Genomic DNA, 19,780 nt, shown 5'->3' with positions numbered 1-19,780 from the left:
GCGTCCGCTTTTTCATACAAGATGGCTTGCAATGCGGTGGCTACTTTTGTCAGTATCAATGCGCGGTCTCCTTGTCGAAGTCGATCTATTCGGTGTGCAAAACTAATAGCCTACCAGAGAGGGAGACCGCTTTCGCGGGTTAAAGTTGATGCGTATAGGGCTATGTGTTTTGAGCCTGTGCATTTGCATAAATATTCAATATCGTTGACAGAACCCGGCTCAATCGTAACGATTTCGAGTATTTCCCCCACTGCTAAGCGACGCAATGAGCGGGCAGTATGCACTAACGGAAGCGGGCATCCCATGCGTCTAGCATCAAGAGAATCTGCTATCTGTGGGTGTTTCGGTGCGTTGGGTAGCGCCTTGCCTAAGCTATGATTTTGCAATTTTGATGCTGTCATTTTATTAGAGGAAAGCTGTGCAGCATCCATTGTTGAGATTACCCAACTTGGCGCGGGCGTATTGCCATAGATATTGCACATGGAGGTGAGATATTTTGGGTCAAAAACACGAATTAATGTGGGTGCTGTTAATGAGTCGGCGAATGCGAGTCCGCAGTAGTCACGCGGATGCGCTTGTCGCAGGTAGTCTTTAAGTGCTGTTAAACCAGAGCTGATGTCACCACTGGTATTGACAGCATTGAGCCGATCATAATCAGCGTTAGAAGCATCATTATTGTGAATATACCATTGGGTATTATCCGAATGCTGTATGGCATACCAAATCTGATCGAGGGTATCCCAGTCAAGAATGCCCGCAAGTGTATCCGGCATTAGTTCGATAGATCGCGTTGAAATGGTGTTGTTTTCTAACATGGCAATAGCCTTATAGGTTTTATGAATGGAAAAATCAAATAAACAGGTTTACATCCGCTTTCTGTGCAATCGGTAGGAAACTCGCCGCACCCACCCATTCGCTGATGCCGTCGATGAAGTCGGATTTTTCATGTCCGAACAAATCCACTGTCATCTGACACGCCACCATTTTTACCTCGGCTTCCAGTGCCAATTCACGCAGCTCCTCAATGGAGGCGACACCCTTTTCCTTCATCATGCCGGTAGCGGCAGTCTCGAAACCGGGAATGCCCGCCATCAGCACATTGGGAATCGGCAAATTGGCTTTGCGTAACCACTCCGGCCCCATCGGCATTTTCATTGGCATGGCAGGGTTGCCGAGTGGGCTAACTTTCAAATCCAGCTTCTTCTTCAGCAAATCCAGACCGTAGAACGTAAAAAATACCGTCACATCCCAACCCAATGCAGCCGCAGTGGAAGCAAGAATGAACGGTGGGTAAGCCATATCCAGCGTTCCCTTGGTAGAAATGATGGTCATGGAGGGGATGTGGTTGGCTTCGCGCTCATCCATTTTGTGCTGGAAACGTTCATCAAACCATTGATCAAAAAGGGCTTTATCAAAACCCATCGGGCTGGTTTCTGCGGTGGCGGTCATGGTGCAACTCCTTACGATTTACGGATCAAAAAATGGGTTACTCACAGTATTGAACGATCAGGATTTCGGTTTTTCACCAAACAACAGTTGGGAAACTATCAAACCGGGGCAAATGCCCGTTATTGCCGCAAATGCCAATAAGGTCGCAGGCACATACAAGAGCCAATGAGCTACAGAAAACCCTGTTAGCCACAAGCCTGTCCAAATGACAGAAGCCGCGAAAAAGAAAAAGAAGCGCATGGAATTGCTCGTCATGTATTTTTTCATAGGTATTCTCCGTGGTTTGGTTGGATTTAACTGACCGGTCGGTTAAATTTCAGTGTAAATTTTTTAGGTGGCCGCAGGCTCTCCAATGCGGATGGTTAACATGGCAACACCGAGTTCACGTATCAATTCGGGATCATTGCGGGTCTTTGCCAACAGCATCAGCCCTTCTATGAAGGCAAACATCGCCGCAGCCGTGGCAGCGGTATCGCACGGGGCAATTTCACCTTCGTGTACGGCTTGCTCCAGCGCGGTTTTCAGTGACATCTCCATTTGTTGCAACAAACCATTCAGACGCTGGCGGATGACTTCATCCTGCGTACTCATTTCCGACGACATATTTCCATAAGGGCAACCCAGCGTTTTGCCAATTTGTTCCTTGGTGCTGTTCTGGAATAGATAAATATTTTCCAGCAAGGCATTCAGTTGTTTCAGTCCTGACCATTCAGGGCGGAACGAACGGGAGAAAATCTCTTGTTTTGAAATAATGAAGAACTCATCCAACACTGCCAGCGTCAATTCTTGCTTGGAAGGGAAAAAGTGGTAGAAGCTGCCTTTTTGTACCCCCGCTACATCACAGATTTCCTTCACGCCCACGTTGCCGTAGCTGCGCGAGTAGAGCAGTTCACGGGCGCTGTCGAGCAGGCGTTGGCGGGTATCGGTGGATGTTTTCATCGGGTTTATGATAGTTGACCGATCGGTAAAGCGCAAGTGCCCAATATAAATCGAAGACGGGTTCGCCGATGTCATCAATAATTTGTTGTCGTGTACAGAGAAATGGCACACTCTCGCTCTTCATTTATCAGGCTGGCACGTCATATCACGCATCAGCGCACGACAAAACCCGATTAAATCTAGCGTGGCATTTCCCGTGCATCAGCGCGGCGCACCAATTCTTCAAATTTCGGCTGTGATGCTGGCACACCATTTTCACCGCGTGTCTACGCGAAGCGATGAACCCGCCGTAACAAAGAAGTGGGCAGCACGGCAGATCACCGCGCTATCAGCGCGGCTAGACCAAGCGTTGATGTTAAGACGCTGGTTCACCGCGTCATGGACACGGCACGATGAAACTGTGTTGTACTTCATTGCTTTGTATTGCACTCCAACAAGTTCTTGAGGGTCAACAAATCCTTCTCGACAGCCTCCTTGTCAGCCATAAATTGATCTTCTGTCATGCTGGGTTGGCGGATTAAAGTGAATAGGAACTCACTCCCATCGCCATGTGGAACAACACGCATCGGATTGTGGACGGTTATGCCTGAATCCAGTTGGACATCATGGTCTAAAACATAGAAAGGGTTTTTGGGGACAAAAGTAACCCGTGCCGTGCCGAACGGGGCATTGACAACCCACCCATCACCCTCCCGCTTAACCTCTGATTGCGCCAATCCCGCAGCCCATAAAGGAAGATGCAGGGGATCGTAAACGAACTCATAAACATCAGCGGGAGGACGGTCAATATAAATACTAAGATTGAAAATAGGGTTCATAAACCATTAGTACCAAATTTATCGTGTTGTCTTTTGAAGGGCTGTTGCAGCGATTCGTAAGCTGCTTATCTTTGATCGTTATAATTGGTATGGCGTGTATTAAATTGTCGTCAGCGTTTGACGAATTGCCTGAAACTCTACCATAAGTTGACGAAAAATACTTATAAATCAAGCATAAATCCGCAGCAAAATACCGCCATTCCGATGACCAGTGACCTGCTGGTAAAAACCACCGCCAAGCGTTTTGGCTGCCTTGCCCAGCAACCGCCAAAACGTAATTACTTGACCATTACCGCTTTGGGCGGCGTCGGCAGTTTTGCCACAAAATCCAGAATCAGGTTGGTGATGTGTGGGGTGTTATTAGGGGCAAGCGTGTTGCCTGCCAACAGGTGGTTGTCGGGGTCGCCACTGTTGCGAATGGCATGGATGGTTTTGGTTTGCGAACCAATCCGTGCATAGTGGTGTTCAATTTCAGCCGGGGCAACGATGGTATCTTGTGGGGAGTACAGCACTAACACCGGTTTGGTAATGCTTTCTAGGGCTGAATCACGCACCAGATCAACCAGACCCATCATGTTGACGAGGGCAGTGGTCGGGTAACGGTGTGTCCAGTAATGGGCGTGTTGCGGGTTATGCGGTGTCCAAGCGTATTCTTTGCCGACCACTAATTGCGCAATGTATTTCCCCCAAGGCCAGAGAAGCATTTCCGACTTGGCATCATAGGGTCTGAAATTGGGTGAAATCAGCACATAAGCCAGCACGGCTTCGCTATTGTCCTGCACTGCCAACCATGTGGCGAGGGTTCCACCAGTGGATGTGCCAATAACAATGACCCGTTCACCCAACCGTTTACCAATGGCAAGGGCTTCATGGGCATCATTCAACCAGTCATTGATGCTGGCTTGCGCCAATGCCTCACCGTCACGTCCGTGTCCGCTTAAACGGGTGTAAAACAGGTTTGCCCCCAAGCGTTTGGCAAGCATGTCGCTCAGCGGGGCAGTTTCTTGGCGGGTGGAGCTATAACCATGCAGGTAAACGATGGACAGCGGGGTGCGGGTTTGGGTCGGATTTGCCCACACCACGGTTTTTTCCGCACCGGGGATGATGTCGGGCAAGCTGGCTTCGGACACCGCCAGATATTGATCAATGTCATCCGGCAACTGTACGGGCTTGATACGCAGGTCGCGTTCAGCCGTCGGACCAGCCAGAAATACCACCATCAGGCTGAGTGCCACGATCAGGAAACGTTTAATCATGCGGTATAACGCGGCTGAGGATGGAAACCAGTTGAGTATTGAGGTCAGTCATGGGGCAGTAACACTCGCGGATGTTTGAGATGATGAAGAGTTTAGATAGCGTCGCAGTTATTTACCATACTTCTATTTTTGGCCAAGATTTTATAGTATTGTTTCTACAATTACTTAATGCAAGAGGTGTTGTCATGATCACAACTCTTTCCAGCCGCGAATTCAATCAGGATGCCAGCCGCGCCAAGAAAGCGGCACTCAATGGCCCGGTATTCATCACCGACCGGGGCAAACCCGCCCATGTGTTGCTCAGTATTGGAGAATACCTGCGCATCACCGGGCAGCAGGTGAGTATCGTTGACTTATTGGCAATGCCAGCAGCGGCTGACATCGAATTCGAGCCACCGCGTTTGAGTGGCAAACTGTACCAGCCTGCGGAGTTACTCTGATGTACGTGCTGGATACCAACGTGGTTTCCGAACTACGCAAAGCCAAAACCGGCAAGGCAGACCCGCACGTCGTCGCTTGGGCGCAAAGCGTGCCTGCCACCGGCTTATTTGTGTCGGCAATCAGCATTTTGGAGCTGGAAACCGGCATCTTGTCGCTGGAACGGCGTGATGCTACCCAAGGTGCAATGTTGCGCCAGTGGTTGGAAACCCAAGTGTTACCCAGTTTTGCTGAGCGTGTGTTGGCAGTGGATACCGCCGTTGCGCGGCAATGTGCCAGCCTGCATGTGCCAGACCCGCGCTCAGATCGTGATGCACTGATTGCGGCAACCGCAATGGTTCACGGCATGACAGTTGTGACCCGCAATGTGGAGGATTTCAAACCGACAGGCGTTGAGATAGTGAATCCGTGGATTTATGGCTCTTGACTGAAATATTTCCACACGGGCGAAACGCTGATGGTAACGTCACTTTCTTGCCATTCCGCTTCCTCATCCATTGTGAGGATAATGCCGGTTTGGGTATCACAAAACCGACAGGCTGCCACTAATCCCGCCACTTCACGTGCACGAGTAGCCGGATCACCCATCTCGTAACAAACTTGTATCGGTAGCCAAGCCCCGTTGGGCTGTTGCACTACAAAATCACATTCCTGTGTGCCTTTGACAAACAACAGTTCCAAGCCCTGTTTGCGTAATTCCATCGCCACCAGATTTTCCAGCAACTTGCCTTTATCTTGTCCCGCCCGCCAGCTCAATGCGCTGATCAGACCGTTATCCACAATGTAGGCTTTCTTGTCGCCCAGTTCGCGCCGCACCAGTGACGGGTCGTATTTGTAAGCCACCATCAGCAGGTAAATCGCGTTGGCTTGTTCCAGATAGTTGTGCAAGGTGTCTTTGCCAATACGGAATCCGGCAGATTTCAGCTCGTTATGGACTTTGGCAACCGATAGCGGGCTGGTGACACCTTCAATGCAACGGCGCAGGAAAAACCGCAGTGCTTGCACATTGCGTTCCTGATAGCGTTCGATCAGGTCACGGTAAATCATCACATCGAAATATTCGGTTAGCAGCTTGCGGCGCACACTTTCATCATCCAGCAAAGCGACTTCCGGGAAGCCCCCTTGTGTCAGGAATTGCCCGAAGGCACGGTTGATCAGGGCGCGTGAGTGAGAGGCATGCCAATCCGTTGCAATGCCCTGAAATCCCAAATATTCCGCAAATGACAGTGGGAATACTTCGTAGCGCAAGGTACGCCCGCGCAAGGCGGTGGCGATTTCACTGCCCAGCAACTTGCTATTAGAGCCGGTAATGAACAGGTGGCGGGATATACTGTCATCCAGTCGCCGGATGAAAAGTTCCCATTTCGGCAGGTTCTGGATTTCATCAAAAAAGAAGTAGCACTGTGACAAATCCTGTTCCGGGTACAACTCGCGGTAAGCCTGCACAATCAGGTCAAGCTCATCAGCAGCCAGATCAAGGCGTTCGTCCTCAAAGTTCAGGTAGACGATTTGTTCGCGGGGCACGGTTTTGCGTAGGGTGTCGATGGCTTGCAGCAGGATGGAGGATTTCCCGCTCCGCCGTACCCCCATGAGGGTAATCACCTTGTTCAGATGCAGCGGAATTTCCAGCTTGCGCGGCTTCAATGCAGGAATTTCCCGTAGCTGGAAGTCGCGGATTAGGGTTTTGAGCAGTTCTTTCTTGGTCATGAAGGCTATTTTAGCTAAAATCGTCTTTTTTGTAAGGAAGATTCCTTAATTATCGTCAATTTTAAGGTGAACCGCTTTTGTGTTTGAATGCCCCATTCCAGTGCAAACCTCCCCACCCACTCCCCAAATCAGCGCAAACTAATATACCCACATCTCCCTCTTACCCCCTTCACCCCTTGCGGGGGAAGGGCTGGGGAAGGGGGGTAACGGCGCAGCCACCCTTGGCACAACCCTTGCATAAATCTCCCCAAACGCTGCCCCCCGGTCAACGGCGATCGAGGTACAGCCACCACGCACTGTTGCGTGACACACATATCACGGGTAACGAAGCCCTGAACCCTGCGCCCTCTCCGGCGTAACGGTTCAGGGCTTTTTTGTTTTCAGGAGACGCAACAATGCACAAAGAAAATTTAGTACTGATCGGCAACGGCATGGCAGGGGTACGCACCCTCGAAGAACTGCTCAAACTTGCCCCCGACCATTACAACATCACGGTATTCGGCGAAGAACCTTACGGCAATTACAACCGCATTATGCTTTCGCCGGTACTTGCCAGCGAAAAGACCATCGAGCAAATCATGCTCAACGGCGAACAGTGGTACATCGACAACGGCATCACCTTGCACAAAGGCAAAAAGGTTGAGCAAATCAACCGCGCCCGCCGCGAAGTCATCGCCACCGACGGCACGGTAGCGCATTACGACCGCCTGATTATTGCCACGGGTTCCGTGCCGTTCATGCTGCCCTTGCCCGGTGCGGATAAAGCGGGAGTGATCGGTTTCCGCGACATCAAAGACGTGGATACCATGCTGGCAACCGCTAGCCAGTATCAACACGCGGTCGTCATCGGCGGCGGCTTGCTGGGGCTGGAAGCCGCCAACGGCTTGATGAAACAAGGTATGAACGTCACCGTCGTCCACCTGCTCGACACCTTGATGGAACGCCAGCTCGACAAACCCGCTGCTGCCATGTTGCAAAAATCTCTGGCAGAGCGCGGCATGACCTTCCTGATGGAACACAGCACCGCTGAAATCCTTGGGCAAGAGCGCGTCACCGCCGTGCGTTTCAAAAACGGCACCGAAATTCCCGCCGATTTGGTGGTGATGGCAGTCGGCATTAAACCCAATACCGAACTCGGCAAATCCGCCGGATTGTATTGCGAACGCGGTATCGTGGTCAGCGACACCATGCAAACCATTACCGATCCGAAAATCTACGCGATTGGCGAATGCGTGCAACATCGCGGCATTGCCTACGGCTTGGTAGCCCCGCTGTTTGAACAAGCCAAAGTCGCCGCCAACCACCTCGCCAAACACGGCATTGCCCGCTACGTCGGCACGGTCACGTCCACTAAGCTAAAAGTGACGGGCATTGAATTGTTTTCCGCTGGCGATTTCACCGGCAATGACCAGACCGAAGACATCGTGTTCAAGGATGCAGCGTCCGGCACATACAAAAAGATCGTGCTGCAAGATAATCAGGTCAAGGGCGCGGTGCTGTACGGCGATACCGTCGATGGCAGTTGGTATTTCCAGTTGATGAAAGACGGCACGGATGTGTCCGCCTTCCGCGACACCCTGCTATTCGGGCAACATCATTTGGGCGATTCCGGGCATAACCCCGACACCCGCGTTGCCAGCTTGCCAGACAATGCCGAAATTTGTGGCTGTAATGGCGTGTGCAAAGGCGACATCGTAAAAGCGATTACCGAGAAAAAGTTATTCACGCTGGATGAAGTGCGTGCGCATACCAAGGCTTCGGCTTCGTGCGGTTCGTGTACCGGCTTGGTCGAATCCTTGCTGGCGCATACCGTTGGCGGCGACTATTCCGCCACGCCGAAAACCAAACCGTTGTGTAAATGCACCGATTACACCCATGACGATATTCGCCACGGCATTATTCAGCACAACCTGAAAACCATGCCTGCGGTGCGTGAACATTTCGAGTGGAAAACGCCGGATGGTTGCCCATCTTGCCGGAACGCACTCAATTATTACCTGCTGTGCGCTTACCCGACTGAGTACGTGGACGATGCGCAATCGCGCTACATCAACGAACGCGCCCACGGCAATATCCAGAAAGACGGTTCGTATTCGGTCGTGCCGCGCATGTTCGGCGGGATGTGTACCTCCGATCAATTACGCGCCATTGCGGATGTTGCTGACAAATACCAAGTGCCGACCATGAAAGTCACGGGTGGGCAGCGCATTGATATGTTCGGCATCAAAAAAGAACAGTTGCCCGCGATGTGGAAGGATTTGAGCGCGGCAGGTTTTGTGTCTGGTCACGCTTACGGCAAGGCGATGCGTACCGTGAAAACTTGCGTCGGCAGTGAATGGTGTCGTTTCGGCACGCAAGATTCCACGGGCTTGGGCGTGAAGCTGGAAGAACTGACGTGGGGTTCGTGGATGCCGCACAAGTTCAAACTGGCAGTCTCCGGTTGCCCGCGCAACTGTGCAGAAGCCACCATCAAGGACATCGGCGTGGTGTGCGTCGATTCCGGCTACGAGCTGCACATCGGCGGTAACGGCGGTATCAAAGTGCGCGTCACCGATTTGCTGTGCAAAGTCGCCACGGAGGAGGAAGTGCTGGAATACACCGGCGCGTTCTGCCAGTTCTACCGCGAAGACGCGCATTATCTGGAACGTACCGCGCCGTGGATTGAGCGCGTCGGTTTGGAAAAGGTCAAAACCGCGATTTTAAGCGATGCCGCCAACCGCAAAGCCTTGTACGAGCGTTTCCTGATTTCGCAACAGCCTGCGCAAATCGACCCCTGGAAAGCCCGTGCCGACGGTGCAGAAGCTGCTGAATTTACCCCGATCATGATCGAAGCCTAGGAGTACACAATAATGAGCAAATGGATAGAAGTCGTCGAATTAAACAAAATTCCGGTACTCGGCTCGCGCCTGATCAAAACCCGTGACACCGACATCGCCGTGTTTCGCGGTTCGGATGATCAGGTTTACGCGATTCGGGATGCTTGCCCGCACAAAGGTGGGCCGTTGTCACAAGGGATTATGCACGGCTCGACCGTCACTTGCCCGCTACACAATTGGAAGATCGACCTGAGCAGCGGCAACGCGCTTGCGCCGGATCATGGGTGTAGCAATGTGTTTGCGGTGAAGGTGGAGGGGGGCAGGGTGTTTCTTCAGCTTTAAGACACCCTCACCCCCCAGCCCCCTCTCCCAGAGGTAGAGGGGGAGCAAGATAAAGATGGCTCTCTTCTCTTAGCCCCTCTACCTCTGGGAGAGGGGTTGGGGTGAGGGTTCTTAAGGAATGATTTATGCAAACCAAAACCACCTGCCCCTACTGCGGCGTAGGCTGCGGGGTCATCGTCGAACAAGACGCGGCTGGCGCATTTAAGGTACGCCCCGACAAGGAACACCCCGCCAACCTCGGCAGGCTATGTTCCAAAGGCACAGCCTTGGCGGAAACGCTGGATCATCCGCAACGCCTGCTCTACCCCGAAATCGACGGGCAGCGCGTGAGCTGGGATGTGGCAACGTCCACCATCGCCAGCCGTTTCCAGCAAATCATCGAAGAACACGGCGCAGACGCGGTGGCGTTCTACGTCTCCGGGCAATTGCTGACCGAAGATTATTACGTTGCCAACAAGCTGATGAAAGGCTACCTCGGTTCGGCGAATATCGACACCAATTCGCGCCTGTGCATGTCGTCGGCAGTGGCGGCACACAAACGCGCTTTCGGTGAAGACCTTGTGTCATGCAGCTACGAAGATTTGGAGCAAGCTGAACTCATCGTGTTGGTGGGCAGCAATACTGCGTGGTGTCACCCCGTGCTGTATCAGCGCATGGTCAAAGCGAAAAAGCTCAATCCGGCGTTGCAAGTGGTGACGATTGACCCGCGCCGTACTCAAACCGCCGACCTTGCCGATCTGCACTTGGGGCTAGCACCGGGGACGGATGCAATTCTGTTCAACGGCTTGCTGGCATGGCTCGCGGAAAACGGGCATACCGATGCCGCGTTCGTCGGCGAATCCACCCACGGCATGGAACAGGCAGTGGAGTTGGCGAAAACCACAGCGTCTTCAGTGCAAGCCGTGGCAGCCCAATGCAATCTCACGGTTGAAGCTGTGGAGCAGTTCTTTAAGCTGTTTGCCGCGACGCAACGGGTGGTCACGGTGTTTTCGCAAGGCATCAACCAATCCTCCAGCGGCGTGGACAAAGGCAATGCGCTGATCAATTGCCACTTGCTGACGGGGCGTATCGGCAAGGTGGGCATGGGTGCATTTTCCTTCACCGGACAACCGAATGCGATGGGTGGGCGCGAAGTCGGCGGGCTTGCCAACCAGCTTGCGGCGCATCTCGACATCGACAACCCACAGCACCGCGACTTGGTGCAACGTTTCTGGCAATCCCCGCGCATTGCGCCACAGGCTGGGCTGAAGGCGGTGGATTTGTTCCAAGCGATGGAGGCGGGCAAGGTCAAAGCGGTGTGGATTATGGGCACAAATCCGGCGGTGAGTTTGCCGGACAGTGCGCAAGTGCGTCGCGCCTTACTGGCGTGCGAACTGGTGGTGGTATCCGATTGCGTGCGCAACACCGATACCGTGGATTTGGCGCACATCCGTTTGCCCGCGCTGACATGGGGTGAACGCGACGGCACTGTTACCAACAGCGACCGCACGATTTCACGCCAACCGCCGTTTTTGCCAGCACCGGGCGAAGCCAAGCAGGATTGGCAAATCTTGGCTGAAGTGGCGCAGGCAATGGGTTTTGGCGCGGCGTTTCAGTATCAATCCGCCCACGAAGTTTTCCGCGAACATGCTGCCCTTTCCGCATTTGAAAATCACGGCGCACGTTGCTTTAACCTGGGTGCGTGGCAAACGCTGACGGCGGCAGATTACGACCAGTTACCACCGACACAATGGCCGCTGGATGCTGCGGGGCAGGGGACGACGCGCTTGTTTGCCGATGGCAAATTTTTCACCCCATCCGGCAAGGCGCAATTCATCGCCGTGCAACCGCGTTTGCCGCAATCACAACGCACGCCCGAATTCCCGTTTGTGCTGAATACCGGACGGGTGCGCGATCATTGGCACACGCTGACACGCACCGGTATTTCGCCGCGCTTGTCCGCGCACGTCGCTGAACCTTACGTGGAAATGCACCCGTGTGATGCGCGGGATCAAGGCTTGCAGGAAGGGGCGATTGCCCGCATCCACAACGGTACGCAGCACATCTTGGCCAAGGTGAAAACCAGCCGTGACCAGCAACGCGGCAGCTTGTTTGTGCCGATGCACTGGAGCGGGCAATTCAGCGGCGCGGCAGGCGTGGGGGCGTTGATTCCGGCAAACGTTGACCCGATTTCGGGGCAGCCGGAGAGCAAGCACGCAGTGGTGGCGATTGAGGCGTATACAGCGGCTTGGCAGGGGTTTTTGATTTCGCGAAGGAAAATCCCCCTCGCTGCTCTCGAAGGAGGGCGTATGCAATACGCCCCTACGAATATTCACGGTAGGGGCGTATTGCATACGCCCTCTTACACTTACTGGACTGCCATCAAAGTCCCCAACGCCTGGCGTTACGAACTCGCAGGCCAGCAACCCGCCGCCGATTGGGCAACCTTCGCCCGCGATCTGTTATGTCAACACGCCGATGACGTGAACTGGACGGAATACCTAGACGTTGCCCGCCAAACCTACCGCGCTGCGCGTTTCACCGGTGGGCAATTAGAAAGCTGCCTGTTCATCAGCGCATCCGCCGAACGTTTGCCGCCCCGTGAGTGGTTGGTGAGCCTGTTTGCACAGGAAACCTTGTCCCCCACGGATCGTGTCAGCTTGCTGGCAGGCAAACCGGCAGTGGCGGGCGAAGACAAAGGACGCACGGTCTGCGCGTGTTTCAACGTCGGCGAAAAAACCATCCGCAAGGCGATTGCAGAGCAGGGTTTGAGCAGTGTGGAGGCGATTGGGCGTTGCTTGAATGCGGGGACGAATTGCGGTTCGTGCTTGCCAGAGTTACACGCTTTGCTGGAATAGGTGTTAGGCTTACTGCCATGAAAAACCGCCCTGCCTTGCTTGCCATCGTCCTTACGATTATTGCCTCCGTCATTCTGGCGGGGATGGATTCGCTGGGGAAATTTCTGATGCGCGAGTTTTCGACCTTTCAGGTGACTTGGGCGCGGTTCTTATTCCACAGCATCATTGTGTCGCTGCTGTTTTATGGGCAAGGTTTGCGCCATTTTGCTGTGACCCGTGCGCCGAAAACGCAGTTGTTGCGCGGTTTGTGCATGGTGGGCATTAACACCTTGCTGTACATGGCGATCAAGACGGTGAGTCTGGCGGAAGCGACGGCGTTGATGTATTTGTCGCCGGTACTCGTCACCTTGTTCGCGGGGGTATTCTTGGGGGAACGTATTTTGCCACGTCATTTATTGGCGGTTGCTGCCGGGTTTGTCGGGGTACTGGTGATTATCCGCCCCGGTTTTCAAACCTTTGAACCAGCGTTATTGCTGGCGTTTTTCGCCTCACTGTTGCTGGCGTTGTATTTTCTGTTGACCCGTAAAGTGGCAGGTGTGGATGATCCGCGCACCTCGCTGTTTTATACCTCGATTGTGGGGGCGGTGGTGTTGAGCGTGCCGTTGCCGTTGTGGTGGAAAACGCCCGATGCGCTGCAATGGCTGCTGCTGGTCAGTATGGGCGTATTCGGGGCGATTGGGCATTTCCTGCTGATCAAGGCGTATACGCTAATCACCGCGTCGGAGCTGTCGCCTTGGCTGAATGCGCAGGTGGTGGCAGCGACGTTATTCAGCGTATTCCTGTTTCAGGATGTGTTGGGGTGGAATTTCTTCTTTGGCACGGGCTTGATTGTGGGGGCGGGGCTGCTGTTGTGGCTGCATAACCGGCGGGCAGCCTGAGAGCAAAAAACACCCTTACTTTTAATCTAAATTCATCCAAAAACTACTATTAACCACGCTGGTGTTTCTCACCAATCAGCTCAATCTGATAACCATCCGGGTCTTCGAGGAAGGCGATGATGGTCGTACCCGCATTCATCGGCCCGGCTTCGCGGATGATCTTGCCGCCCGCTGCCCGCATTTTTTCGCAGGCGGCGTACACATCCGGTACTTCCAGCGCGATATGCCCGAACGCCGTCCCCAGTTCGTACTTATCCACGCCCCAGTTGTAGGTCAGCTCCAGCACGGTCTGATCGGTTTCGTTGCCGTAACCGATGAAGGCAAGGGTGAATTCGCCCGCCGGGTAGTCCTTGCGGCGCAGCAGTTGCATACCGAGGACATTGGTATAAAACGCAATCGAGCGTTCCAGATCGCCGACGCGCAGCATGGTGTGAAGGATTCGCATGGTAAAACTCCTAAAAATACAATCCGTTCATTCTGTCCCTATCGGGTGAGCGCAGCAAATTTACCTTAAAGCCTGAAATTAATCCCCTAACACGGTGCCATCCCGACGCGGATCAGCCGCGCCCTGCAAGCCCTGCGGGGTAATCACCACCCCGCTCAAGCCGGATGTCATGGTGCTGGTGGTGACTTCATAACCCAACGCTTTCAATGCGGGCTGTATGGCGGCGGCAGACGTGCCTGCCTCCAGCTCATAACGCCCAAACAGGTTGACCCGGTGCGGCATACTGAAAGCCTGCTGGATGTTGTAACCCCAATCGAGTTGCGCAACCAGCGCATTCGCCACATAACTGATAATGCGCGGTCCGCCCGGTGAACCCAGTGCCATATACGGCTTGCCATCTTTGAGCACAATCGTCGGTGACATCGACGAACGCGGGCGTTTGCCTGCTTCCACCCGATTCGCAACCGGCACGCCATCTTCAGCGGCTTTGAAAGAAAAGTCGGTCAATTCGTTATTCAGCAAAAAACCGTTGGTCATTAGCCGCGAACCAAAGCCGTTTTCAATGGTGCTGGTCAGCGACACCACATTGCCTTTGGCATCCACAATCACGAAATGGCTGGTGGAAGGCAATTCCAGCGCGGCATCATCCGCCCATTGCTGCGATACTTTGGGCAGGGGCTCGCCGGGAGCAACCGTATCCAACGCCTTTTCGCCGTGCAACGCCTGTGCCCGTGCCTTCAGGTAAGCGGGGGCGAGCAAGGCTTGTACCGGCACATCCACGAAATCGCTGTCTGCCAGATACCGCCCGCGATCCGCGAATGCTAAACGGGTAGCATCGCCGATCAAACGCCAGCTTTGCGGGTTGTCTGCCCCCAGCTTTTTCAGATCGAAATGGCTGAGCATTCCCAATATTTGCCCAATGGCGACCGTGCCAGAGGTTGGCGGCCCCATGCCACAGACTTCATGCTGGCGATAATCCACGCACAATACCTCACGCGCTTTTACCTGATAATCCGCTAAATCTTGCAGTGCCAGCTTGCCGGGGTTGGTGGCGGCTTTGCTCACGGTATCGACAATGGCTTGGGCAATCTCGCCTTGGTAAAAGCCTTTTGCACCTTGTTTGGCGATGACATCCAGCGTCTTGGCGTATGCGGGGTTTTTGCGCACAAATCCGGCGGGCAAGGGCTTGCCATTTGGGGTGAAAAAATACTGTTGGGTGGCGGGGAATGTGCGCAAGCTGTCGGCACTGTCAGCGATTTGTTCCGCCATGTGTGCTGTCACCACGAAGCCATCCGTTGCCAACTGCCGTGCGGCTGTGAACAGGTCTTGCCAAGGCAGTTTGCCGTAATTGGTGTGGGCGTGTGCCAGCAACGCTACCGTGCCGGGGGTGCCGACGGAACGCCCGCCGACGACGGCATCTATAAAGTTTAAGGGTTCGCCGAGTTCATCCAGAAACAGGTCGGGGGTCACGGCTTGAGGGGCGGTTTCGCGCCCATCCAGTGCTACCAATTGCTGCTTGTCAGCATTCCATAGCACCATGAGTGCACCACCGCCTAAACCGGAGGCTTGCGGCTCGACCAAACCCAGCACCAGTTGCACCGCGATTGCCGCATCCACCGCCGAACCGCCTGCTTTGAGGATAGCGTAACCAGCTTGAGTTGCGTCGGGGTGCGCGGTTGACACCATGAACTGCTTGGCGCTCACCAGCGTTTGCGACTTGAGCGTGTGGGTGGTTTGTGGGGCAACGGTATCCGAGGCTTGCCGCGCTGCCAGTGAGGTGGGGAGGCATAGGGCGGCTACACATAGCCAAGCGGCAAGCGCTGACCATGAGGGGATGACGGGACGAATAGGTTTAGATTGCTGCATGGGTTTTGAAGTGTGGTTTGCAAAGCAGTAAAAACAGTGTGGAAGATTCTAACACATTATGCCCAACCTTACTTTTTTGTAACTTTACCTCGTTCATGCTTTGCCTAAAATTGCCCCTGCGATATTAAAACATTACTTCTATAGGGTAAACAATGATTCAAGTCAATCACTTAAGTCGTCATTACGGTGACTTCAAAGCTGTTGATGATGTCTCATTCGGCATTCAACAGGGCGAAGTCATCGGTCTGCTCGGCCACAACGGGGCAGGCAAAACCACCATTATGAAAATGCTCACGGGTTTCCTTGAGCCTACCGCTGGCAGTATCACGGTCGATGGTTTAAGCATCGGCAAAGATACCCAAGCCATCCAGCAACGCATCGGTTATTTGCCGGAAAACTGCCCGGTGTGGCCGGAAATGACGGTGCTGGATTACCTGCGTTACCAAGCGGATTTGCACGGGATTCCAGCCAATGCGCAACGCCAGGCCGTCACCAGTGCAATCCGCCGGACTGCTTTGCAAGCAAAAGCCAGTGCAATGATTGCCACTTTGTCACGCGGTTATCGCCAGCGGGTCGGGGTGGCGCAGGCAATTTTGCACAATCCTGCCATCATTATTCTGGATGAGCCAACCAATGGCTTAGACCCAACACAAATCCATCAAATGCGCGAACTGATCCGCGAGTTGGCAAGCCATGCCACGGTGATTCTCTCCACCCACATCTTGCAGGAAGTGCAGGCGGTGTGCGAACGGGTACTCATTATGCGTTCCGGCAAACTGGTGGTGGATGCACGGCTGGATGAATTGCAACAAACCCGCCACCTGTTACTGACGCTCAATTCTGCCCAAGCAGCCACTTACCTTGGCAAGCTGGAAGGGGTCAGTCATGTGGAAACGGCCCCAGCAGGGCAAGGGCAATACCAATACACGCTGCAAGCCAGCCCGGAACTTGCCCCGCAAGTCGCTGCTGCTGTCCATGCGGCGGGGGATCAGTTACACAGCCTGCATACACAAACCCGCACGCTGGAAACCGTGTTTGCCGAAGCCAATAACCGGGAGGCAGCGTAATGGACAAGTTCATGGCTATCTTCCGTAAGGAATTCAACACTTTCTTCGCCTCGCCTGCCGCTTGGCTGTTTTTGGGCACGTTCCTTGCCGTCAATCTGTTTATCTTTTTCTGGGCGGAAGCGTTTTTTGCCCGCAACCTTGCCGACCTCAAACCCTTGTTTACCTGGATGCCGGTGTTGCTGATCTTTTTGGTGGCAGCCCTGACCATGCGCAGTTGGTCGGAAGAACGTCGCGCCGGAACCTTGGAGTCGTTGCTGACCAGCCCGGTTAGCCCGCTGCAATTGGTGTTGGGTAAGTTTGCGGCAAGTCTGGCATTGGTGGCGTTGGCGTTATTGCTGACCTTGCCCTTGCCGATAACGGTGTCCTTGTTGGGGGATGTGGACTGGGGGCCAGTGATCGGCGGCTACCTTGCCAGCCTGTTTCTGGCAGCCGCGTACATTGCCATTGGTTTGTTCCTGAGCGCACGTACCGATAACCCGATTGTGGCGTTGATTCTCACCGTGGTGGTTGGGGGTATCTTCTACCTGTTGGGGGCAAGCGTGCTGACTTCCCTGTTTGGGCAGGGTATCAGCGGCGTGTTGAGCCTGTTGGGTACGGGATCACGTTTTGATGCGATTACCCGTGGGGTGCTGGACATCCGTGATTTGTATTACTACGTGTCACTGGTGGGGGTCTTCCTCGCCTTGAATGTGCTGACGTTGGAACGCTTGCGCTGGGCAGGCAATCCGCGTAATGCCAAGCACGTGCAGTGGTATGCCATTGTCGGGTTGGCGATTGCCAACGTGTTGGTGGCGAATGTCTGGTTACAGAGTGTCGGCTCCGCCCGGCTGGATTTGACCGCTGGCAAGCTGTATTCCTTGTCATCCGCGACCCGCCAGTACATGGGTTCACTGCAAGAACCGTTGCTGATCCGGGGGTATTTCTCGGATAAAACCCACCCCTTGCTCGAACCGCTCGTGCCGCAAATCAAGGATTTGCTCAAGGAATACCAAGTCGCCGGTGTCAGCAAGGTACAGGTGGAATTCGTCAATCCGCATCAGGATCAGGCACTGGAAGCCGAAGCAGCGGAAAAGTACGGTATCCGCCCCGTGCCGTTCCGCATGGCAAGCCGTTATCAGGCGGGTGTGGTCAATTCCTACTTCAATCTGGTGGTGGCTTACGGCGACCAGTACCAAACACTGGGCTACGAAGACCTGATTGAGGTGAAGGCAGAAAGTGAGGAAAGCCTTGATGTACGCCTGAAAAACCCCGAATACGCCATTACACGTACCGTCCGCAAACTGGCGAATGCGTATCAGGCGGGTGGCAATGCTTTTGCCGCACTGGACAAACCAGTGACGTTCCACGGCTATGTTTCTGCCAACGACAAACTGCCCAAAGCCCTTGCCGATTTGCGTAAGGAACTGGAAGGCACGCTGGATGAACTTAAACAAACCGCAGGCGGCAAACTCAATGTCAGCTTTGCCGACCCCGATGCTGACGGCGGCACACTGGGGCAAAAGCTGCAACAGGACTTCGGTTACAGCCCGCAGATTGCCAGCCTGTTTGACCCCAAACCGTTCTGGTTCTATATGCAACTGGACAGCAATGGTACCGCAGTGAATATTCCGCTGCCCGCCGAGCTGGACAAAAACAGCCTCAAACAAGCAATTACCGCAGGCTTGCAACGCCTTGCACCCGGTTTCCTCAAAACGGTGGCACTGGTGACGCCACCCGATACGGGCGGCGGCGGAATGTTCATGCCAGCGGCGGGCAAGCGTTATGAGGAATTGCGCAAAACGCTGGGGGAAAATGTGCGGCTGGTGGATACCGACCTGAAAAACGGCGCAGTTCCGGCTGAAGCCGATGTGGTGATGCTGCTCGCCCCGGAAAACCTTGACGACAAGCAACGCTTTGCCATTGACCAGTTCCTGATGAAAGGGGGCACGGTCGTGCTGGCAACCGGCGCGTTCGACGTGGACATCGGGCAATCCCTCACTGCCAGTGAACATACTTCCGGTTTGGAAGACTGGCTCAAACACCACGGTTTTACCCTTGCCAAAAGCATGGTGCTAGACCCGCAAAATGCCGCCTTGCCTGTCCCTGTACCGCGTCGGCTTGGCCCGATTACAGTGGAGGAAATCCGCATGATGCCTTACCCGCATTTCCCGGATGTGCGTAAAGCCGGGTTGAATGCTGACTCCCCAGTCACAGCAGCATTGGGGCAACTGACCCTGAACTGGGCATCGCCGCTGGAAGTCAACAAGGATGCCAATGCGCAACGCAAGGTCACGGAATTGCTGCATTCTTCCGCGCAAAGCTGGACATCGGTGGAAACCAATGTCATCCCGGACTATGGGCTTTACCCGCAAACTGGTTTCAAGCCGGAACAGGAACGGGCGGCACAACTGTTGGCTGTGGCGGTGGAAGGCAGGTTTGATTCCTTCTTCAAAGGCAAGCAGTCGCCCTTGTTGGTAAAACCGGAAGACAAACCCGCTGATGCTGCCGGGGCTAACCCCACCCCACCCGCTGAGCAAACGCAAGCCAAAGCGGAAGACAAGCCCGCTGACAAAACCGTGGTCAGCGGTGTGATTGAGCGTTCACCGGAATCTGCCCGTTTGATTGTCCTCAGCAGCAATGCCTTTGCCAGCGATGCGGTATTGCGGCTGGCATCCCAAGGGCGTGGCACGTTGTATTCCGCACCCTTGGAGTTTGTGCAAAACGTGCTGGACTGGACGCTGGAGGATGAAGGTTTGCTCAACATCCGCAGCCGTGCGCATTTCGCCCGTACCTTGGAACCCTTGGAGCACAGCCAACAAGTGTTCTGGGAATACCTCAACTACGCACTGGCGGCACTGGGGCTATTCCTGATTGGATTGTGGCGTTGGTGGTTACGCCGCCGCGCCCAACAGCGTGACCAACAATGGCTGGCGGAGGTATAAC

18 protein-coding genes are annotated in these 19,780 nt (G+C 54.2%); 8 read left to right on the top strand and 10 right to left on the bottom strand.

From position 1 onward, the window contains the following. Window positions 1–110: 110 nt before the first annotated feature. From BLV87_RS17585 to BLV87_RS17560, 7 genes are all read right to left on the bottom strand, one after another. A complete protein-coding gene (locus BLV87_RS17585; protein ID WP_093070808.1) occupies window positions 111–815 on the bottom strand; it encodes a sulfurtransferase TusA family protein in 705 nt (234 codons plus the stop codon). Between the two features lie 34 nt (window positions 816–849). After that, window positions 850–1,449, bottom strand: a complete 600-nt coding sequence (gene dsrE2, locus BLV87_RS17580) for a sulfur carrier protein DsrE2 (protein ID WP_093070807.1) — start codon at window positions 1,447–1,449, stop codon at window positions 850–852. Between the two features lie 57 nt (window positions 1,450–1,506). Then, entirely contained in the window at window positions 1,507–1,716 is a 210-nt protein-coding gene (locus BLV87_RS17575; protein ID WP_093070805.1) for a hypothetical protein, read from the bottom strand. 63 nt (window positions 1,717–1,779) lie between these two features. Beyond that, window positions 1,780–2,388: a TetR/AcrR family transcriptional regulator gene (locus BLV87_RS17570; protein WP_093070803.1), complete on the bottom strand. Its 609-nt coding sequence runs from the start codon at window positions 2,386–2,388 to the stop codon at window positions 1,780–1,782. A gap of 255 nt (window positions 2,389–2,643) precedes the next feature. Continuing rightward, window positions 2,644–2,802, bottom strand: a complete 159-nt coding sequence (locus tag BLV87_RS19720; RefSeq protein ID WP_217630028.1) for a hypothetical protein — start codon at window positions 2,800–2,802, stop codon at window positions 2,644–2,646. Then, window positions 2,799–3,206 carry an SRPBCC family protein gene (locus BLV87_RS17565; RefSeq protein WP_093070801.1) on the bottom strand — a complete coding sequence of 136 codons (408 nt, stop codon included), beginning with the start codon at window positions 3,204–3,206 and terminating at the stop codon, window positions 2,799–2,801. The genes BLV87_RS19720 and BLV87_RS17565 overlap by 4 nt, the downstream gene beginning before the upstream one ends. A gap of 278 nt (window positions 3,207–3,484) precedes the next feature. Continuing rightward, on the bottom strand, window positions 3,485–4,462 hold the full coding sequence (locus tag BLV87_RS17560; protein WP_093070800.1) for an alpha/beta hydrolase: 978 nt from the start codon (window positions 4,460–4,462) through the stop codon (window positions 3,485–3,487). Window positions 4,463–4,647: 185 nt separating this feature from the next. On the opposite strand from BLV87_RS17560, the gene BLV87_RS17555 reads away from it, so the two are divergent. Together BLV87_RS17555 and BLV87_RS17550 are read left to right on the top strand one after the other, a co-directional pair. Next, complete coding sequence (locus BLV87_RS17555) at window positions 4,648–4,902, top strand: type II toxin-antitoxin system Phd/YefM family antitoxin (protein WP_093070798.1); 255 nt, start codon at window positions 4,648–4,650, stop codon at window positions 4,900–4,902. Next, window positions 4,902–5,327 (top strand): type II toxin-antitoxin system VapC family toxin, encoded by a 426-nt coding sequence (locus BLV87_RS17550; RefSeq protein WP_093070796.1) that lies wholly within the window; start codon window positions 4,902–4,904, stop codon window positions 5,325–5,327. Before BLV87_RS17555 ends, BLV87_RS17550 begins: the two co-directional genes overlap by 1 nt. Here BLV87_RS17550 and BLV87_RS17545 read toward each other — a convergent pair. Then, on the bottom strand, window positions 5,315–6,607 hold the full coding sequence (locus tag BLV87_RS17545) for an ATP-binding protein (protein WP_093070794.1): 1,293 nt from the start codon (window positions 6,605–6,607) through the stop codon (window positions 5,315–5,317). The genes BLV87_RS17550 and BLV87_RS17545 overlap by 13 nt on opposite strands. Window positions 6,608–7,002: 395 nt before the next feature. On the opposite strand from BLV87_RS17545, the gene nirB reads away from it, so the two are divergent. The 4 genes from nirB to BLV87_RS17525 all read left to right on the top strand — a co-directional run bounded on the left by nirB (window position 7,003) and on the right by BLV87_RS17525 (window position 13,480). Continuing rightward, window positions 7,003–9,444, top strand: coding sequence for a nitrite reductase large subunit NirB (gene nirB / locus BLV87_RS17540; RefSeq protein ID WP_093070792.1), 2,442 nt, complete (start codon window positions 7,003–7,005; stop codon window positions 9,442–9,444). Window positions 9,445–9,456: 12 nt separating this feature from the next. Further along, a complete protein-coding gene (gene nirD, locus BLV87_RS17535; RefSeq protein ID WP_093070790.1) occupies window positions 9,457–9,765 on the top strand; it encodes a nitrite reductase small subunit NirD in 309 nt (102 codons plus the stop codon). Between the two features lie 125 nt (window positions 9,766–9,890). Then, window positions 9,891–12,602, top strand: coding sequence for a nitrate reductase (locus BLV87_RS17530; RefSeq protein ID WP_093070789.1), 2,712 nt, complete (start codon window positions 9,891–9,893; stop codon window positions 12,600–12,602). Window positions 12,603–12,619: 17 nt separating this feature from the next. Beyond that, complete coding sequence (locus BLV87_RS17525) at window positions 12,620–13,480, top strand: DMT family transporter (protein ID WP_093070787.1); 861 nt, start codon at window positions 12,620–12,622, stop codon at window positions 13,478–13,480. Between the two features lie 49 nt (window positions 13,481–13,529). Here BLV87_RS17525 and gloA read toward each other — a convergent pair whose 3' ends face one another. Both gloA and ggt read right to left on the bottom strand, forming a co-directional pair. Further along, window positions 13,530–13,925 carry a lactoylglutathione lyase gene (gloA, locus tag BLV87_RS17520; RefSeq protein WP_093070786.1) on the bottom strand — a complete coding sequence of 132 codons (396 nt, stop codon included), beginning with the start codon at window positions 13,923–13,925 and terminating at the stop codon, window positions 13,530–13,532. 78 nt (window positions 13,926–14,003) lie between these two features. Then, window positions 14,004–15,791: a gamma-glutamyltransferase gene (ggt, locus tag BLV87_RS17515; RefSeq protein ID WP_093070784.1), complete on the bottom strand. Its 1,788-nt coding sequence runs from the start codon at window positions 15,789–15,791 to the stop codon at window positions 14,004–14,006. Between the two features lie 152 nt (window positions 15,792–15,943). Between ggt and BLV87_RS17510 the strand changes: the two genes are divergently transcribed. Together BLV87_RS17510 and BLV87_RS17505 are read left to right on the top strand one after the other, a co-directional pair. Then, a complete protein-coding gene (locus tag BLV87_RS17510) occupies window positions 15,944–16,858 on the top strand; it encodes an ABC transporter ATP-binding protein (protein WP_093070782.1) in 915 nt (304 codons plus the stop codon). Further along, window positions 16,858–19,779: a Gldg family protein gene (locus BLV87_RS17505; protein WP_093070781.1), complete on the top strand. Its 2,922-nt coding sequence runs from the start codon at window positions 16,858–16,860 to the stop codon at window positions 19,777–19,779. The genes BLV87_RS17510 and BLV87_RS17505 overlap by 1 nt, the downstream gene beginning before the upstream one ends. Window position 19,780 lies beyond the last annotated feature (1 nt).

Origin of the sequence: Thiothrix caldifontis (assembly GCF_900107695.1) — a bacterium.
In the GTDB taxonomy this organism is placed as follows: Bacteria; Pseudomonadota; Gammaproteobacteria; order Thiotrichales; family Thiotrichaceae; genus Thiothrix; species Thiothrix caldifontis.
The sequence above is the reverse complement of the archived record's forward strand: the minus strand, read 5'-3'. Positions and strand labels throughout refer to the sequence as shown.

Excerpts from the sequence above, each read along its gene's own strand:
- BLV87_RS17525 (WP_093070787.1), top strand. The coding sequence starts at position 12,620 with ATGAAAAACCGCCCTGCCTTGCTTGCCATCGTCCTTACGATTATTGCC.
- dsrE2 (WP_093070807.1), bottom strand. The coding sequence starts at position 1,449 with ATGACCGCCACCGCAGAAACCAGCCCGATGGGTTTTGATAAAGCCCTT.
- BLV87_RS17570 (WP_093070803.1), bottom strand. The coding sequence starts at position 2,388 with ATGAAAACATCCACCGATACCCGCCAACGCCTGCTCGACAGCGCCCGT.
- BLV87_RS17575 (WP_093070805.1), bottom strand. The coding sequence starts at position 1,716 with ATGAAAAAATACATGACGAGCAATTCCATGCGCTTCTTTTTCTTTTTC.
- BLV87_RS17565 (WP_093070801.1), bottom strand. The coding sequence starts at position 3,206 with ATGAACCCTATTTTCAATCTTAGTATTTATATTGACCGTCCTCCCGCT.
- BLV87_RS17550 (WP_093070796.1), top strand. The coding sequence starts at position 4,902 with ATGTACGTGCTGGATACCAACGTGGTTTCCGAACTACGCAAAGCCAAA.
- nirD (WP_093070790.1), top strand. The coding sequence starts at position 9,457 with ATGAGCAAATGGATAGAAGTCGTCGAATTAAACAAAATTCCGGTACTC.
- BLV87_RS17530 (WP_093070789.1), top strand. The coding sequence starts at position 9,891 with ATGCAAACCAAAACCACCTGCCCCTACTGCGGCGTAGGCTGCGGGGTC.
- BLV87_RS17585 (WP_093070808.1), bottom strand. The coding sequence starts at position 815 with ATGTTAGAAAACAACACCATTTCAACGCGATCTATCGAACTAATGCCG.
- BLV87_RS17505 (WP_093070781.1), top strand. The coding sequence starts at position 16,858 with ATGGACAAGTTCATGGCTATCTTCCGTAAGGAATTCAACACTTTCTTC.
- BLV87_RS17510 (WP_093070782.1), top strand. The coding sequence starts at position 15,944 with ATGATTCAAGTCAATCACTTAAGTCGTCATTACGGTGACTTCAAAGCT.
- nirB (WP_093070792.1), top strand. The coding sequence starts at position 7,003 with ATGCACAAAGAAAATTTAGTACTGATCGGCAACGGCATGGCAGGGGTA.
- BLV87_RS17560 (WP_093070800.1), bottom strand. The coding sequence starts at position 4,462 with ATGATTAAACGTTTCCTGATCGTGGCACTCAGCCTGATGGTGGTATTT.
- gloA (WP_093070786.1), bottom strand. The coding sequence starts at position 13,925 with ATGCGAATCCTTCACACCATGCTGCGCGTCGGCGATCTGGAACGCTCG.
- BLV87_RS17555 (WP_093070798.1), top strand. The coding sequence starts at position 4,648 with ATGATCACAACTCTTTCCAGCCGCGAATTCAATCAGGATGCCAGCCGC.
- BLV87_RS19720 (WP_217630028.1), bottom strand. The coding sequence starts at position 2,802 with ATGAAGTACAACACAGTTTCATCGTGCCGTGTCCATGACGCGGTGAAC.
- BLV87_RS17545 (WP_093070794.1), bottom strand. The coding sequence starts at position 6,607 with ATGACCAAGAAAGAACTGCTCAAAACCCTAATCCGCGACTTCCAGCTA.
- ggt (WP_093070784.1), bottom strand. The coding sequence starts at position 15,791 with ATGCAGCAATCTAAACCTATTCGTCCCGTCATCCCCTCATGGTCAGCG.